Source organism: Mesorhizobium marinum (assembly GCF_040813675.1).
GTDB lineage: Bacteria > Pseudomonadota > Alphaproteobacteria > Rhizobiales > Rhizobiaceae > Mesorhizobium_K > Mesorhizobium_K marinum.
The window spans coordinates 244,907-260,207 of sequence record NZ_JBFOCI010000005.1 but is presented as its reverse complement, the minus strand read 5'-3'; the positions used below and the strand labels follow the sequence as shown (position 1 = coordinate 260,207).

Sequence of the window (15,301 nt, the reverse complement as noted above, 5' to 3'; positions counted from 1 at the left end):
CGGCGCGGCGTCGGCTCAGGCCGGACGCCTGAACGCCATCCGAGCCTTCTCGACCTGCGCACGGCAGACGCAGCCTTCGACATGGTCGTTGACCATGCCCATCGCCTGCATGAAGGCGTAGACGGTGGTGGGGCCGACGAAGGTCCAGCCGCGTTTCTTCAGTTCTTTTGAGATGCGCGTCGATGCCGGCGTCGTCGGCATTGCCCTCAACGTCGCCCAGTCGAACGACTTCGGGCGCTCGTCCGGACTCGGCTCGAAGCGCCAGAACCAGGCGGCGAGCGACCCCGCTTCGGCGACGAGTTCCTGCGCGCGGCGGGCATTGTTGATCGTCGAGACGATCTTGCCGCGGTGGCGCACGATGCCGGCGTCGCCGAGCAGGCGCTCGACGTCGGCCCCGGTGAACGCCGCCACCTTGTCGAAGTCAAAGCCGGCGAAGGCGGCGCGGAAATTCTCACGCTTCCTGAGGATGGTCAGCCACGACAGGCCCGACTGGAATCCTTCGAGGCAGATCTTCTCGAACAGCCTGATGTCGTCGGCGACCGGACGGCCCCATTCGCCGTCGTGATAGGCGAGATAATCCGGCAGGTTGCCGTGCCATGCGCAGCGCGTCTTGCCGTCGTCGCCCTCGACCAAACCTGGTGCAGTCATCTCGTCCTCGCGATTTACGCGGCCTTTACCAGATTCCTGAACCCGGCGGTAACCACGCCAAAAGCTTTACTGACATTCGCGCATTTGAAGCATTCCGATTCACCATTCGGTTGCCGCCGGCCGCCAACATGCCGCCGAAGCGGGGTCAAGGCCCCGGTGTCGAGACGTGTCGAGGGCGTGTGTGATGAAGAGAGTGCTGTTGCCTGCCGTCGCGGTTGCGATTGCATCCGTGGTCCCGCCGGCGTTCGCCAACGATCGTTATGCCGAGCGCCCGCCGGTCGTCGTCAGCCCGGACCTCTCCGCGCCATGGGTAATGCAGCTCGGGCAGAAGCCGGGCAAGGTGCTGTTCAAGCAGCGCAAGGCGTTTCCCAACGAGGTCGAGTCGCGCCGCGCCGTGCGCAACCTGATGGGCGGCGCGCAACGGCCGCGCACCGAGCAGGTCCGCACCGTGTCGGTCGCGCCGCAGGAAAAGCGCGCCGTTCGCCGCGAGATGGACCCGATCTACCTGCCGCAGGAGGTCGCCTATGCCGGCCCGGAGCAGCCCGGCACGATCATCATCGACACGACGCAGAACTTCCTGTTCCTGGTCGAAGAAGGCGGCAAGGCGCGCCGCTACGGCGTCGGCACCGGCAAGCCGGGTTTCGAATGGGCCGGCACGCACAAGGTGACGCGCAAGGCCGAATGGCCGGACTGGCGTCCGCCGGCCGAGATGATCGCGCGCGAGCGCCAGAAGGGCCGCGTGTTGCCGGCCTACATGCCGGGCGGCCCGGAAAACCCGCTCGGCGCGCGGGCGCTCTATCTGGGATCGACGCTCTACCGCATCCACGGCACCAACCAGCCCTGGACGATCGGCCAGGCGGTGTCGTCCGGCTGCATCCGCATGCGCAACGAGGACGTCGTCGAACTCTACGAACGCACCGGCGTCGGCGCCAAGGTGGTTGTGCTTTGATCCCTGCGCTTTCGGCCGGGAAGCGTCCCGACAGGAGGTCTGCCGGGGCGCGGTGAGGCCACGCCCAGTGCGGGCAGCCGCCTGGCCTACGAGTATTGTTCGTACTCGATACGCCCCATCATGCCGGCCACCATGTGGTAGAGATGGTGGCAGTGGAACGCCCAGTTGCCGGCATTGTCGGCGTCGAAGGCGATCGTCACCCGGCTCATCGGCGGCACGACGACCGTGTCGCGCACCGCGCCCGACAGCGTCTCGCCGTCGATCTCCGTAACCTGGAAGTGGTGCCCGTGCAGGTGCATGGGATGTGACATCATGCTGGTGTTGGTCATCGCGATCTCGACGCGTTCGCCGGTGCCGACCCTGAACGGGTCGGGCATGGCTTCCAGCGCCCAGCGATATCCCTGCATCGTCCCCGCAAGGGCGATTTCAATCCGCCTGTCGGCGCGGCGCACCGACAGCGGCGCCACGGCGCGCAGCTGGCGTTCGAGCGACAGACCGACGATCGGCCCTGTCGCGTCCCCTTGCACCGGCAGCTTCGCGACCGCTGCTCCAGTTGGCGCAAGCAGCAGTCCGGACCGCTGTGCCGCGCCCTCGCGCAGGGCGAGGATGGGGAAGGCCGCGGTTCCGCGCGGCAGCTGGAGGCGGATGTCGAGCCGCTGCGCGATGCCGAAGGCAAAGCGCCGGCCCCTGAGCGGCACGATCGGCATGCCGTCGACGGCGACGAGGTCGCCCTCGAGCGCGCCGAGGTCGAGCGTGTAGTTGGTCGCGGCGGAGCCGTTGATCAGCCGCAGGCGCACCCGTCCACCCTGTTCCACGCTGATGACCTCCGGGTCGTCCAGCGTGCGGTCGTTGGCGAGATAGGCGTCGAACTCGATGTCGTTGACGTCCATCGTCATGCCGCCGTGGCCCATCGCGGCGTGGTCCGTGGCAGGCTGACCTGTCTCCATCTCCCCCATGTCCATCTGACCCATGGCCATGTGGTTCATCGAGCCGTGGTCCATCGCCCCGTGGTCCATGCCGCCGGAACCGTCGAGCTTGGCCAGCAGTTCCTCGGGCGCCGTGAACGAGAAGTCGTGGAACAGCACCACGACTTCCTGTTCATCGATGCCCTTGTCGGACGGATCGCGGACGATCAGCGGCGCGGCCATCAGCCGCTGCTCCTGGAGCGTGTGGGCGTGCATCCAGTTGGTGCCCGGGCGCGCCAGCGCGAAGTCGTAGGTCGCCTCTTCGCCGCTGGCGAGCAGAGGCGCGGAGATGTCGGGCGTGCCGTCCTGTCGCCAGGGCGGCGTCAGGCCGTGCCAGTGGACGAGCGTCGGCTCGCCGGAACGGTTGGCGAAGCGGACGGCGAAGCGTTCGCCGGCATCGAAGGCGAGGCCGTGGCGGCCGGTCTCGTCACGCAGGCCGAAAACCGTGGCGGCGCGGCCGTTGACGTCGATGACGCGGGTTTCCGCCCGCAACTGCCGCTGCGGCTGGCTTGCGCCCGCGATGCGGGGATGGGTTGTTGTCAGTGCGGCCGCGACCGCGGCGCTTCCGGCGAGGAAGCGGCGTCTGTTCATGCGGGTCATGTTTGTTCACTCCAAATCGGATTGACGTGTTCGTGGCGGGCGGTGCGCCCGCGGCGGATCACGTCGTCGATTTGGGGGGAGGGCCCTCGGCAGGTGGCGCGGTCCCGACACGGGTGTCTGCCGGAGCCGGCGCGAAGCAGTCGCGCTGCCCGGAACCAGCGATCGCGGCAGGCGCCGCGACAACGCAGTTGTGCAACGGACACATGTCGGTGAGGCAGGCTTTCGCGGCGGTTTGCGCGCCGTCGCGCCCGCCAGGGTCCTGATAATGCGCGGCATGCGACGTCGCCATGTCGCTCGCGTGCATGGCGGTCCCGCCGCTTTGCATCGGCGCCGCCCAGGCCGCGTGGAAGAACGGCATCCAGACCGCCGCGACGCCGACAAACAGGATCAGCGCGAGCCAGCGCGTCGCCGCGGGCCGGATACCGGTCCGCCGGAGATATGTCGGACGTGCGGAAAAACGCTTCGTCATCGCCACCGTTCTATCTCATCCGCGCGCGTTTGCCAGCGGTCCGCGCCCGGATGGCTCCGGCGGCTTGGCAACTACGGCCTGAGCCCCGCCGGCCGCTTGCCCCCATAGGCCCAGTCGAGCAGTTCGACCGTGTGCACCACCGGCAGCTTCGCCGCCGAGGCGATCTGCGTGATGCAGCCGATGTTGCCGGTGGCCACCAGCGCGGCGCCCGTCGCCTCGATGTTCTTCACCTTGCGTTCGCGCAGCTTGGCCGAAATCTCCGGCTGCATGATGTTGTAGGTGCCGGCAGACCCGCAGCACAGATGCCCCTCGCGCGGTTCCTTCACGGTGAAGCCTGCCTTCTTGAGCAGGTCCTTCGGCTGGCGGGTGATCTTCTGGCCGTGCTGCATCGAGCAGGCGGAATGATAGGCGACGGTCAGGTCCGGCTTCACCGCCGGCTCCGGCAGGTCCAGGGTAGCCAGGAACTCGGTGACGTCGCGGGCGAGCGACGAGACCCGCGCCGCCTTGTCCGCATAGGCCGGGTCGAGCCGCAGCATGAAGCCGTAGTCCTTGATCGTGGTGCCGCAGCCGGACGCCGTGATGACGATGGCGTCGAGCCCATTTCCCTCGATCTCGCGGGTCCAGGCGTCGACATTCTGCCGGGCCGAGACTAGGGCGGCCTCCTCGCGGCCCATGTGGTGGACCAGGGCGCCGCAGCAGGTTTCGCCCTGCGGCACGACCACTTCGACGCCGAGCCGGGTGAGCAGCGAGATCGTCGCGTCGTTGATGGCGGGGTCGAGCACGGGCTGTGCGCAGCCGGTCAAGAGCGCGACGCGGCTGGTGCGCGCGCCGGCGGCGGCATGGACCCCGGGCGAGGCGTTGCGAGAGCGCCGCGGCGTCGAGGCCGGCGCCAGCCTCAGCATGGCGGCCAGCGGCTTCAGCGCAGGCATGCGATCGAACAGCCCGGCGAATGGCCGCCCGAGCTTGGCGAGTATCAGCGCGGCCCGGAAGCGGCCGGGATAGGGCAGGACGGCGGCGAGCAGCGCGCGCACCGCACGGTCCGAAAACGGCCGCTTGTAGGTCTTCTCGATATGCGCGCGCGCATGGTCGACGAGGTGCATGTAGTTCACGCCGGAGGGGCAAGTCGTCATGCAGGACAGGCAGGACAGGCAGCGGTCGATATGGGTGACGATCTGCTCATCGGCCGCCCGGCCGTTCTCCAGCATGTCCTTGATCAGGTAGATGCGCCCGCGCGGCGAATCCAGTTCGTTGCCGAGCGTCACATAGGTCGGGCAGGTCGCGGTGCAGAAGCCGCAATGCACGCATTTGCGCAGGATCTTTTCCGATTCCTCCACATGCGGATCGGCGAGTTGCTCGGCGGTGAAGGTGGTCTGCACGCGGACGCGGTTCCTTGCGATTGGGGCTTCAGTGCTGCGGAGAATTCAATGGTTCCGCTGCATGCACGGCCGCCTTGCGGCCGCCGCCTCGGTCTGAATTTCGCGCATGCTAGATCAGCCAGCTCTGGGGGTTCTTGATCGGCTCGTTGCGCTGCAGCGCCTGGATGCCGATGATGCAGCGGACGATGAACCAGACGGCGACAGCGAACATCAGTACGAAGCCGACCGCGACGAACATCAGGACCATCGAGACGAGCGCGAAGAGCAGGCCGATCCAGAAGGTGCGGATCTGCCAGGTGTAGTGCGTCTCGACAAAGCCGCCGGCCTTGCCGCGATTGACATAGGCGATGACCAGCCCGACCAGTCCGCTGATGCCGATCACCAGCCCGGCCAGGTAGAGGATGTAGACGACGAGCGCGTTGGTCTGCCCGGGTTCCAGCCAGCGGTCGGTCTGGCGTGGCGCGGCGGGCGGCGGGGTGTCGGTCATGGCGCGGTCTCCTCTGTTGCCGGCGGCACCGTAGCAGAGTTCGCGGCCGCCGACATGCGGCCCGGGTTGAACAATCCCTTGGGGTCGAACTCCGCCTTGACCCTGGCCGAAAGCGCCGCAAGCGGGGCCGGCTCGGGCTCGAACACCGGCACGGCCGCGCGCCAGGCGGGCGCCGCCCGCATCAGGGTCGCATGGCCGCCGCCGAACTGCCGCATCAGCCTGCGCAACGCCTGGTCCTCGGGGTCGGCTTCCATGCGCAGCCAGACCAGACCGCCCTGCCAGTCGTAGAAGGCGTCGGCCCCGGTTTCCATGCGCAAGGCCAGCACCATCTGATGCGCCTGCGACGGGGCCATGGACACGCGCCAGACCGGCCGGTCGCTGCCGTCGGCGAAGGGCGCGCAGTCGCGGATGTCGCGCCACGTCGCCCTTGAGCCGGAGACCTCTTCGATCGGCCCCGCATTCGCAAGCAGGGTCTTGAGCAGGCCGACGCGCGAGGCGACCGACGGCCCGAAGCCCTCGACCCGCAGCAGCGTCGCGGGATCGTTGCCGCGCATGTCGCCGGCGACGCGTTCCGCGAAGCCGTAGGGCAGGTGGGCGGCCCCGGAAACTTCGGCGCTCGATCCCATCGCGAGCGCCATCGCGGCCGCCGCGAGGTCGTCGGACAGGCCGCGGATCGCCAGCGTGGTTTCGGTCTCGGCAGCCGGAAGCACCTTGATGGTCACGTCGGTCAGCACACCGAGCGTTCCCCACGACCCCGTCATCAGCTTGGAGAGGTCGTAGCCGGTGACGTTCTTGACCACGCGCCCGCCCGACTTGAAGGTCTCGCCCCGCCCGGAGACGGCGGTGATGCCGAGAACATGATCGCGCGCCGCGCCCGCCGTCAGCCGTCGCGGCCCCGACAGGTTGGCGGCGATCGCGCCGCCGATCGTGCCGCCCTTGCCGCCGCGCGTGTCGTGGTTGAGCAGGCGCGAGCAGTCCATCGGCTCGAAGGCGAGTTGCTGGCCGTTTTGCGCCAGCAGCCGTTCGATGTCGGCGACGGGCGTGCCCGCCTTGGCCGACAGCACCAATTCCTCGGGTTCGTAGAGGGTGACGCCCGACATGGCCGACAGGTCGATGGCGTGCTCGCATTGCAGGGGGCGTCCGACACCGCGCTTGGAGCCATGCCCGACGATCTCGATAGGCGCATTCTCCGAGATCGCCCACTGCACGGCGGTGGCGACGTCCTGCGCGGTGAAGGGAAGGAACGTGGTCATGATGCTGTCGAACTCCGCAACCGCTCGAGCACGGTGGCGCCGCGCGGCGACAGCCTGTAACCGACATCGAGGCTTTCGGTCAGGCCGAGTTCCTTCAGCTTGCGGACGTCGCGCTTGAACTTCGGCTTATCCATGTTGAAGGTCGCGGCGAGTTCCTGGGCGGCTACGCCGGGCCGTTCCGCGATCGCCGCCAGGATGGCCGGGAAATAGCCGGCCGCTTCCTTCTCCCACCGCGCGAACCGCGCCTCGATGGCCTTCCACTCGGCCGCGGTCGGTTGGGCGTCGACACGCAGCGCGGCGCGGGCGTCCGGCGCAATGCCTTCTAGTTCGATCCGGTAGACCGGGTCGCCATTCTCCGGACCCAGCATGCGGTGAAGGGAATCCAGCGTCGGGAAGCCCGCGGCGGCGGCGTCGCTGGCGGTCAGCGTCGCCGCGTCGATCGTGCCGATCCCGCCGATCCTGACCTCGCCGGCGGCGGTCCGCACCCGTCCGCCGGCCTTCACCGTCGGCCGTTTCCAGCGCCGGAAGGCAAGGGTCACCTTGCCGTCGGCGACACTGTCGAGGGTCGCACGCCGGAACAGCATCAGAACCTCGGAATGCTCGGGAACGGAAGCTTGCCCCCGGAGACATGCATGCGCCCGAGCTCGGCGCAGCGGCGCAGCTGCGGGAACACCTTGCCGGGATTGAGCAGGTGATTGGGGTCGAAGGCGCATTTCACCCGCATCTGCTGGTCGAGGTCGACTTGGCTGAACATCTCGCCCATCAGGTCGCGCTTCTCGACGCCGACCCCGTGCTCGCCGGTCAGCACCCCGCCGACCCTGACGCAGAGCCTGAGGATGTCGGCGCCGAACTGTTCGGCCTTCTCCAGTTCGCCCGGCACGTTGGCGTCGAACAGGATCAGCGGATGGAGGTTTCCGTCGCCGGCGTGGAAGACGTTGGCGACCCTCAGTCCGTACTTTTCCGAGAGCTCGCGCATGCCCGCCAGAACCTTCGGCAGTTCCTTGCGCGGGATGGTGCCGTCCATGCACATATAGTCCGGCGAGATGCGGCCGACCGCCGGGAAGGCGGCCTTGCGCCCGGCCCAGAAGGCGAGCCGCTCGTCCTCGGATCCCGAGATGCGGCAGGTCGTCGAGCCATTGCGGTGGGCGATGGCCTCGACGCGCTCGATCAGGTGATCGACCTCGACGGCGGGCCCGTCCAGCTCGACGATCAAAAGCGCCTCGACGTCGAGCGGATAGCCGACATTGACGAAATCCTCGGCCGCATGAATGGCTGGCCGGTCCATCATCTCCATGCCGCCGGGGATGATGCCGGCGCCGATGATGTCGGCGACGCATTGGCCGCCCTGCTCGCTGGTCGGGAAGCCGATGAGCAGCGCACGCGCCGTGTCCGGCTTCTTCAGGATACGCACGGTGACCTCGGTGACGACGCCGAGCAGGCCCTCCGAGCCGGTCATCACGCCGAGCAGGTCGTAGCCGCCCGAATCGAGGTGCCGGCCGCCGAGCCGCACCACCTCGCCGTCCATCAGCACCATCTCGATGCCGAGCACGTTGTTGGCGGTCAGCCCGTATTTCAGGCAGTGCACGCCGCCGGAGTTCTCCGCCACGTTGCCGCCAATGGAACAGGCGATCTGCGAGGAGGGGTCAGGCGCGTAGTAGAATCCCTCGTCCTCGACGGCGCGCGTGATGCCGAGATTGGTCACGCCCGGCTGCGCCACCACGCAGCGGTTCGGGTAGTCGACCTCGAGGATACGGTTGAACCGGCTCATCACCAGCAAAACGGCGTCTTCCAGCGGCAGCGCGCCGCCCGACAGCGAGGTGCCGGAGCCGCGCGGTACGACGCGGATATTGCGGTCGTTGCAGTATTTCAGAACGTGCGCGACCTGCGCGACCGTTTCGGGCAGCACCACGACCAGCGGCAACTGCCGATAGGCTGTCAGCCCGTCGGTCTCGAAGGCGCGCATCTCGTTGACCGCGTCGACCACGCCTTCGCCCGGCACGATCCGCGCCAGGTCCGCCACGATCTCGTCGCGCCGCCGCATCGTCTCGGCATCGGGCTTGGGCATTGCCAGGCCGGTCATTCTCGCCTCCCGGGGTCGCTGCCCCCAACTGGTCAAAAGGTTTTACCTGTTGTCGTCGCCACGCGCAAATGCCGAGGCAGCGCGTGTCCTCCCGTCGGCCTGACGGAAGCGCCGCATGCGTCAACATGACGCTGCGTGAGGGATGCGTCTACTCGTGGACCTGCCGCGCCTTGCGCACCAGCCACCAGACCACGAGGACGGCGACCGGCACCGACGCGGCGGTGACCAGTTCGGGAGCGACGACCTTGCCGAAGACGCCGCTGCCTTTCGCCAGATAGCCGATCAGGCCGACCACGTAGTAGGAGACCGCCGCCACCGAAAGTCCCTCGACCGTCTGCTGCAGGCGCAATTGCAGCCGGGCCCGGTTGTTCATCGACGCCAGCAGGTCGCGGTTCTGCTTCTCGACCTCGACGTCCACCCAGGTCCGCAGCAACTGCGTCGCCCGGGTCAGTTTGCGCGACAGGTTGGCCTGGCGCTCCTCCACCGAGCGGCAGGTGCGCATGGCCGGCGCCAGGCGGCGCTGCAGGAAGCCGGCCCAGGTGTCGTATCCGGGCACGGCCTCTTCCTCCAGCGCCTCCAGCCGCTCCTTGACGATGCCGTCATAGGCGCGGCTCGCGCCGAAACGGTAGAGGCTCGATGCGGCGTCGGCCTCGAGTTCGGCGGCCAGTTCGGTGAGTTCGGCCAGCAGCGTCTGGTTGTTGCGGCTGCCGGACGCCTTCATCTCGGAGGTGATCGCCGCCAGCCGGTCCTCGATGCGGCGAACGCGCCCGGACAGCGCCTGGGCAAGCGGCAGGCCGAGCAGGGCAAGCGTCCTGTAGGTCTCGATGTCCATCAGCCGCTGGCACAGCGCGCCGGTGCGTTGCGCCGATAGGCCTCGGTCGAGGATCAGGATCCGGGTCAGACCGTCGCCGTCCTGGCGGAAATCGGTGACGATGGCGGCCTTGCCGCCCTCGGCCAGCGAGTAGCACAGACTGGACGGGTCGAAGCCCTGGATCATTTTTTCGGTCGCCGGCGACCATTTGCGGATTTCGAGGCGGATGCCCGAGATCACCGTTCCCGGCGGGCAGAAGCCGTTGCCGAAGGGTGAATCCTTGGCGAGCGGCCCGCCCGCCTCGAGCGGCCCCTCGAACAGATAGGCCGAGAACTCGGTGTGGCGCTCCCAGCGCAGCGTCCGCTGTCCCCAGTTCATCGAATGGTGCCGGGCCAGGCGGTCGGGTGCGGCGACGCCGAGCCGCCGCGACAGTTCCGACAGCACCGCCTCGTCGACGACCGAGCCGCCCTCGGTCATGAATGCGATCTGGAGCAGCAGGCGTGGCTGCTGCACCAGCGGATGTGGCCTCGAATGAACCTCGCCGATCGCGGCCGAGCGGCCCGCATACGCGGGAAAGCCGAGCACACTGCCCGTCAGGGAGGGCGCGAAGCCTTGCTTTGGCGGTTCTGCGGACATCGGGGCGCTCCACGGGCCAGGAGACGACATCACCCTACGTTGCGCGAAATCCCCATGCGCGATGTTGTCGCGCCGGCTGGCGTTGTGCCGTGGCGTGCGCTCCCGTGACTGGATAAAATAATTGACCAGTTGGCCGGATTGGCTCTACCCTGAGGCATATCGCTACCGCCGGGCCGGAACCACCTTGGGCGAAGTCTTTTCCAGGATCGAGCATTCGCGCACCGCCGACGAGGTGGTGCAGCAGATCGAGGCGCTTATCCTCGAGGGCGTGCTGCGCGGCGGCGACCGGCTGCCGGGCGAGCGCGAACTGGCCCGCCAGTTCGACGTGTCGCGGCCGATCCTGCGCGACGCGCTGAAGGCGCTCGACACGCGCGGCCTGCTCACCGCGCGCCACGGCGGCGGCACCTATGTCGCCGACGTTATCGGCCAGGTCTTCGCCAGACCGGTCGCCGAACTGTTCTCGACGCATCGCAAGGCGGCGGCCGACTATCTCGAATACCGCCGCGAGATCGAGGGCGTCGCCGCCGAGTTCGCCGCGCGTCGGGCGACGCCGGACGACCTCGCGCTGCTCGAACGCATCGTCCAGCGCATGCGCGAGGCCCACAGCGGCGGTGACGCCGCGGCGGAGGCGGCGATCGACGTCGAGTTCCACCAGGCGATCGGCGAATGCGCGCACAACATCATGCTGCTGCACACGCTGCGCTCCTGCTACCGGCTGCTGTCCGACGGCGTGCTGCAGAACCGCGCCCTCGTCTACAACCTGCCGGACGCCCGCGCCGCCTTGCTGGACCAGCACCTGGCGATCTACAACGCGGTCCGCGCGGGCGACCCGGCCGCCGCCCGCCGCGCGGCGATGGACCACATCACCTATGTCGAGCAGGCGATGGCCGAGGCGGAACGCACCGGCAACTGGCAACGCGTCGCGCGCCTGCGTCTCAACCAGCGCAGCTAACAGGATCAGACCCATGGCCTCCGCACCACACGGCAAACCACTCAGGGGAACTCCCATGTCCATCCTCGAAATCGATGACCTCAAGAAGATGGCGAGGCGGCGCGTGCCGAAGATGTTCTTCGACTATGCCGACTCCGGCGCTTGGACCGAAGGCACCTACCGAGCCAACGAGGAGGACCTCCGCAAGATCAAGCTGCGCCAGCGCGTGCTGGTCGACATGAGCGACCGTTCGCTGGAATCGACCATGATCGGCGAGAAGGTGGCGATGCCGGTGGCGCTGGCGCCGACCGGCATGACGGGCATGCAGCATCCCGACGGCGAGATCCTTGCCGCCCAGGCCGCCGAGGCGTTCGGCGTGCCCTTCACCCTGTCGACCATGAGCATCTGCTCGATCGAGGACGTCGCCGAGAACACCACCAAGCCGTTCTGGTTCCAGCTCTACGTGCTCAAGGACCGTTCCTTCGTCTACAACCTGATCGACCGCGCCAAGGCGGCGAAATGTTCCGCGCTGGTGCTGACGCTCGACCTGCAGATCCTGGGACAGCGCCACAAGGACCTGCGCAACGGCCTCTCCGCGCCGCCGAAGTTCACGCCCAAGCACGTCTGGCAGGTGGCGACGCGGCCGCGCTGGGCGTTCGGCATGCTCGGCACCCAGCGCCGGACCTTCCGCAACATCGTCGGCCACGCCAAGGGCGTCGGCGACCTCGCCTCGCTTTCGTCCTGGACGACGGAGCAGTTCGACACCAAGCTCTCCTGGAAGGACGTCGAGTGGATCAAGGAGCGCTGGGGCGGCAAGCTGATCCTGAAGGGGATCAACGACGTCGAGGACGCCGAGATGGCGGCCAGGACCGGCGCCGACGCCATCGTCGTCTCCAACCATGGCGGTCGCCAGCTCGACGGCGCGCCGTCCTCCATCTCGATGGTGGAGCCGATCGTCGACGCCGTCGGCGACAGGATCGAGGTCCACATGGACGGCGGCATCCGGTCGGGCCAGGACGTGCTGAAGGCGCTCTGCCTCGGCGCCAAGGGCACCTATATCGGCCGTCCGTTCCTCTACGGGCTGGGCGCGATGGGCAAGGACGGCGTCACCAAGGCGCTGGAGATCATCCGCAAGGAGATGGACACCACGCTGGCGCTCTGCGGCAAGCGGCTGATCACACAGGCCAGCCGCGACATGCTGCACCGCTAGGGCGGGCGGTGGGCGGCCGCCGACTCGTCAAACGCGGCCGCCTCGGCTAGGCAGGGGCATGGCCGCAGTTCACTACCGCGACGCGAAAGGCCCGCAGGACACCGTCGTCTATGCGATCGGCGACGTGCACGGCCGCCTCGACCTCCTGACGGACATGCACTGCAGGATCGACGACGAGATCGCCCGTCGCGGCGGCGACTGGCGCATCGTCCATCTCGGCGACTATGTCGACCGGGGGCCGGAGTCGGCCGGCGTGGTGGAGTTCCTGCGCCGCCGGGCGGCGGCCGACGGCCGCGTGGTCGCGCTGGCGGGCAATCACGACCTCGCCTTTCTCGAATTCTTCAGCGATCCCGATCCCGGCGGACTGTTCGCCCTCTATGGCGGCGTGCAGACCGCGCAGTCATACGGCGTGGCGCTCGATCTTTTCGACCCGTTCGCCTTCCGCGCCGCGCATCGCGCGCTCGACGCGGCGGTGCCGCGCAGCCATCGCGACTATCTGGGCGGGCTGCCGCTGTCGGTGGCGTATGGCGATTTCTTCTTCTGCCACGCGGGCATCCGGCCGGGCGTTCCGCTGGAACGGCAGGAGCGGCGCGACCTGATCTGGATCAGGGGCGAGTTCCACCGCCACCCCGGCCTCTACGAAAAGGTCGTGGTGCACGGCCATACGCCTGTGCCGGAACCGGAAGTGCGCGACAACCGCGTCAACCTGGATACCGGCGCCTTCGCCAGCGGCAGGCTGAGCGCGCTCGTCATCGACGGCGCGCAGAAGCGTCTGCTGGTCGTGGAGGAAGCGGCTTAGCGGGAGGTGGTGACGCCGTAGCCGTCGACGACGGCGTGGCCGCTCGACGCGTCGGCACCGTAGATGCCCAGGCCCCACAGGGAAATTCCGGCAAGCATGGCAAGCGAAAGAAGCGCGGCTTTCACAGGAGTCATCTCGGTCTGTTGCCCTGCCCACATCTGGCACGAATGAAGTTACGAATGCGTTGCGATCCAGATGCATGCACGAGCGGCTGCGATGCCGCCTGTGATACCAAGCCCCTGTATCCCCACCATGTCGCCGACCGGCCCGGACTGGATCAGTTTTGAATCGAAGTCCGCAGCGGAAGCGTCGCCATCTAGACAGGGTTAACGCACGAAGCCAGCGCCAGGCTGACCATCCACAGCAAAAGAAGTCGGCCGTGCCAAATTTGCAACGGAATGGGCATGCGGCGCCGAGAGGGATGAGGCGTGTGCTCCGTCCGACACCCTCGTCGGACCGCGCCGTCGCTTCTCTCGGCTCGGCCAGCTTCGCCGGCAGAGGGAGAAGGGAAGGCACCCGCACCTTGCCGCTAAAGGCTCCATCGGCTAGGACGCGCGCCGGACAACCTCTTTGACAAAGCGACCGAAACGATGGCCGAGAAATCCGAAAAGACCAAGGCGCGGCTGCCGCGCGGCTTTGTCGACCGCTCGGCCGAGGACATTCGCGCCGTCGAGAAGATGACGGCGAAGATCAGGGAGGTGTACGAACTCTGCGGCTTCGAGCCGGTCGAGCAGCCGCTGATCGAATACACCGATGCGCTCGGCAAGTTCCTGCCGGACCAGGACCGCCCGAACGAAGGCGTCTTCTCCTTCCAGGACGACGACGACCAGTGGCTGTCGCTGCGCTACGACCTGACCGCGCCGACCGCGCGCTTCGTGGCGGAAAACTACGAGCGCCTGCCAAAACCCTATCGCAGCTACCGCTCCGGCTGGGTGTTCCGCAACGAAAAGCCGGGTCCGGGGCGTTTCCGCCAGTTCATGCAGTTCGACGCCGACACGATCGGCACGCCCGGCGTCGCCGCCGACGCCGAGATGGCGATGATGATGGCCGACGTGATGGAGGCGCTGGGCATCAAGCGCGGCGACTACGTCATCCGCGTCAACAACCGCAAGGTGCTGGACGGCGTGCTGGAGGCCATCGGTCTGGGCGGCGACGAGAATGCCGGCCGCCGCCTGACCGTGCTGCGCGCCATCGACAAGCTCGACAAGTTCGGCCCGGAAGGCGTTCGCCTGTTGCTCGGCGCCGGCCGCTGGGACGGCGGCAAGGAAGGCGAGGGCGATTTTACCAAGGGCGCCGGGCTGGATACTGCCGGCATCGCCAAGGTCCTGGCCTATGTCGAGACTGGCGAGATCGAGAACAACGAAGGCGTCGAAGAACTCGGTCAGATCAGGGCGCTGTGCGCAGCCGCCGGCTATGACGACGGCCGCGTGAAGATCGATCCGTCCGTCGTCCGTGGTCTCGAATATTACACCGGCCCCGTCTACGAAGCCGAATTGCTCGCTGAAATCCCCAACGAGGAGGGCAAGATTGTCCGCTTCGGTTCGGTCGGCGGCGGCGGGCGCTATGACGGGCTGGTGTCGCGCTTCCGCGGCGAGCCGGTTCCGGCGACCGGCTTCTCCATCGGCGTCTCCCGCCTGACGGCCGCGCTGAAGGCGCTGGGCAAGCTCGACACGTCCGACGTCGTCGCGCCTGTTGTCGTGCTCGTCATGGACAAGGACACGGAAAGCCTCGGACGCTACCAGAAGATGGTTTCTTCCCTTCGCAAGGCCGGCATCCGCGCCGAAATGTATCTCGGCGGCGCCGGCATGAAGGCGCAGATCAAATATGCCGACCGGCGCGGCAGCCCGGCCGTCGTCATCCAGGGCGGCAACGAGCGCGCCGAGGGTGTCGTGCAGATCAAGGATCTCGTCGAGGGCGCCCGCCAGGCCGCTGCGATCGCCGACCACGCCGAATACAAGGAGGCGCGTCCCGGCCAGGTGACGGTGCCGGAGGCCGACCTCGTGGCCGAGGTGCGCAAAATCCTCGACGCGCAGAAGGCGGAGCGCGACCGTGGCTAGCAGAGGTCGCGCTTTGTCGCGCCCCCCTCT

The 15,301-nt window shown here is 68.0% G+C and carries 15 protein-coding genes; 5 read left to right on the top strand and 10 right to left on the bottom strand.

Features of this window, described 5'->3' with window-relative positions; genetic code table 11:
* Window positions 1–15: 15 nt before the first annotated feature.
* Complete coding sequence (locus ABUE31_RS17140) at window positions 16–648, bottom strand: DNA-3-methyladenine glycosylase I (RefSeq protein WP_367724900.1); 633 nt, start codon at window positions 646–648, stop codon at window positions 16–18.
* Window positions 649–832: 184 nt separating this feature from the next.
* On the opposite strand from ABUE31_RS17140, the gene ABUE31_RS17135 reads away from it, so the two are divergent.
* Entirely contained in the window at window positions 833–1,597 is a 765-nt protein-coding gene (locus ABUE31_RS17135; protein WP_367724899.1) for a L,D-transpeptidase, read from the top strand.
* Window positions 1,598–1,683: 86 nt separating this feature from the next.
* Here the strand turns inward: ABUE31_RS17135 and ABUE31_RS17130 are convergent, their stop codons facing one another.
* The 8 genes from ABUE31_RS17130 to ABUE31_RS17095 all read right to left on the bottom strand — a co-directional run bounded on the left by ABUE31_RS17130 (window position 1,684) and on the right by ABUE31_RS17095 (window position 10,274).
* Window positions 1,684–3,162 (bottom strand): multicopper oxidase family protein, encoded by a 1,479-nt coding sequence (locus ABUE31_RS17130; RefSeq protein WP_367724898.1) that lies wholly within the window; start codon window positions 3,160–3,162, stop codon window positions 1,684–1,686.
* A gap of 58 nt (window positions 3,163–3,220) precedes the next feature.
* On the bottom strand, window positions 3,221–3,637 hold the full coding sequence (locus tag ABUE31_RS17125) for a hypothetical protein (RefSeq protein WP_367724897.1): 417 nt from the start codon (window positions 3,635–3,637) through the stop codon (window positions 3,221–3,223).
* A gap of 65 nt (window positions 3,638–3,702) precedes the next feature.
* A complete protein-coding gene (gene glcF / locus ABUE31_RS17120) occupies window positions 3,703–5,007 on the bottom strand; it encodes a glycolate oxidase subunit GlcF (protein WP_367724896.1) in 1,305 nt (434 codons plus the stop codon).
* A gap of 109 nt (window positions 5,008–5,116) precedes the next feature.
* Window positions 5,117–5,494, bottom strand: coding sequence for a DUF4870 family protein (locus ABUE31_RS17115; RefSeq protein ID WP_367724895.1), 378 nt, complete (start codon window positions 5,492–5,494; stop codon window positions 5,117–5,119).
* Window positions 5,491–6,747: a glycolate oxidase subunit GlcE gene (gene glcE, locus ABUE31_RS17110; protein WP_367724894.1), complete on the bottom strand. Its 1,257-nt coding sequence runs from the start codon at window positions 6,745–6,747 to the stop codon at window positions 5,491–5,493. The genes ABUE31_RS17115 and glcE overlap by 4 nt, the downstream gene beginning before the upstream one ends.
* A complete protein-coding gene (locus ABUE31_RS17105; protein ID WP_367724893.1) occupies window positions 6,744–7,331 on the bottom strand; it encodes an ASCH domain-containing protein in 588 nt (195 codons plus the stop codon). The genes glcE and ABUE31_RS17105 overlap by 4 nt, the downstream gene beginning before the upstream one ends.
* Window positions 7,331–8,827 (bottom strand): FAD-linked oxidase C-terminal domain-containing protein, encoded by a 1,497-nt coding sequence (locus tag ABUE31_RS17100; RefSeq protein ID WP_367724892.1) that lies wholly within the window; start codon window positions 8,825–8,827, stop codon window positions 7,331–7,333. Before ABUE31_RS17100 ends, ABUE31_RS17105 begins: the two co-directional genes overlap by 1 nt.
* A 148-nt stretch (window positions 8,828–8,975) precedes the next feature.
* A complete protein-coding gene (locus ABUE31_RS17095; RefSeq protein ID WP_367724891.1) occupies window positions 8,976–10,274 on the bottom strand; it encodes a DUF3422 family protein in 1,299 nt (432 codons plus the stop codon).
* Between the two features lie 184 nt (window positions 10,275–10,458).
* Between ABUE31_RS17095 and ABUE31_RS17090 the strand changes: the two genes are divergently transcribed.
* Genes ABUE31_RS17090 through ABUE31_RS17080 form a run of 3 tightly spaced genes read left to right on the top strand, consistent with a single transcriptional unit; the run spans window position 10,459 to window position 13,214 of the window.
* Window positions 10,459–11,226 carry an FCD domain-containing protein gene (locus ABUE31_RS17090; RefSeq protein WP_367724890.1) on the top strand — a complete coding sequence of 256 codons (768 nt, stop codon included), beginning with the start codon at window positions 10,459–10,461 and terminating at the stop codon, window positions 11,224–11,226.
* A gap of 55 nt (window positions 11,227–11,281) precedes the next feature.
* Window positions 11,282–12,415 (top strand): alpha-hydroxy acid oxidase, encoded by a 1,134-nt coding sequence (locus ABUE31_RS17085; RefSeq protein ID WP_367724889.1) that lies wholly within the window; start codon window positions 11,282–11,284, stop codon window positions 12,413–12,415.
* A gap of 58 nt (window positions 12,416–12,473) precedes the next feature.
* Window positions 12,474–13,214, top strand: coding sequence for a metallophosphoesterase (locus ABUE31_RS17080; RefSeq protein WP_367724888.1), 741 nt, complete (start codon window positions 12,474–12,476; stop codon window positions 13,212–13,214).
* On the opposite strand, the gene ABUE31_RS17075 is transcribed toward ABUE31_RS17080, so the two are convergent.
* Window positions 13,211–13,348, bottom strand: coding sequence for a hypothetical protein (locus ABUE31_RS17075; RefSeq protein WP_367724887.1), 138 nt, complete (start codon window positions 13,346–13,348; stop codon window positions 13,211–13,213). The genes ABUE31_RS17080 and ABUE31_RS17075 overlap by 4 nt on opposite strands.
* A 456-nt stretch (window positions 13,349–13,804) precedes the next feature.
* On the opposite strand from ABUE31_RS17075, the gene hisS reads away from it, so the two are divergent.
* Window positions 13,805–15,271 (top strand): histidine--tRNA ligase, encoded by a 1,467-nt coding sequence (gene hisS / locus ABUE31_RS17070; RefSeq protein ID WP_367724886.1) that lies wholly within the window; start codon window positions 13,805–13,807, stop codon window positions 15,269–15,271.
* Window positions 15,272–15,301 lie beyond the last annotated feature (30 nt).

What these genes read in the sequence shown, in the direction of transcription:
- ABUE31_RS17095 (WP_367724891.1), bottom strand. Translation starts at nt 10,274, where the DNA reads ATGTCCGCAGAACCGCCAAAGCAAGGCTTCGCGCCCTCCCTGACGGGC.
- ABUE31_RS17115 (WP_367724895.1), bottom strand. Translation starts at nt 5,494, where the DNA reads ATGACCGACACCCCGCCGCCCGCCGCGCCACGCCAGACCGACCGCTGG.
- glcE (WP_367724894.1), bottom strand. Translation starts at nt 6,747, where the DNA reads ATGACCACGTTCCTTCCCTTCACCGCGCAGGACGTCGCCACCGCCGTG.
- hisS (WP_367724886.1), top strand. Translation starts at nt 13,805, where the DNA reads ATGGCCGAGAAATCCGAAAAGACCAAGGCGCGGCTGCCGCGCGGCTTT.
- ABUE31_RS17105 (WP_367724893.1), bottom strand. Translation starts at nt 7,331, where the DNA reads ATGCTGTTCCGGCGTGCGACCCTCGACAGTGTCGCCGACGGCAAGGTG.
- ABUE31_RS17140 (WP_367724900.1), bottom strand. Translation starts at nt 648, where the DNA reads ATGACTGCACCAGGTTTGGTCGAGGGCGACGACGGCAAGACGCGCTGC.
- ABUE31_RS17130 (WP_367724898.1), bottom strand. Translation starts at nt 3,162, where the DNA reads ATGACCCGCATGAACAGACGCCGCTTCCTCGCCGGAAGCGCCGCGGTC.
- ABUE31_RS17080 (WP_367724888.1), top strand. Translation starts at nt 12,474, where the DNA reads ATGGCCGCAGTTCACTACCGCGACGCGAAAGGCCCGCAGGACACCGTC.
- ABUE31_RS17135 (WP_367724899.1), top strand. Translation starts at nt 833, where the DNA reads ATGAAGAGAGTGCTGTTGCCTGCCGTCGCGGTTGCGATTGCATCCGTG.
- ABUE31_RS17100 (WP_367724892.1), bottom strand. Translation starts at nt 8,827, where the DNA reads ATGACCGGCCTGGCAATGCCCAAGCCCGATGCCGAGACGATGCGGCGG.
- ABUE31_RS17085 (WP_367724889.1), top strand. Translation starts at nt 11,282, where the DNA reads ATGTCCATCCTCGAAATCGATGACCTCAAGAAGATGGCGAGGCGGCGC.
- ABUE31_RS17075 (WP_367724887.1), bottom strand. Translation starts at nt 13,348, where the DNA reads ATGACTCCTGTGAAAGCCGCGCTTCTTTCGCTTGCCATGCTTGCCGGA.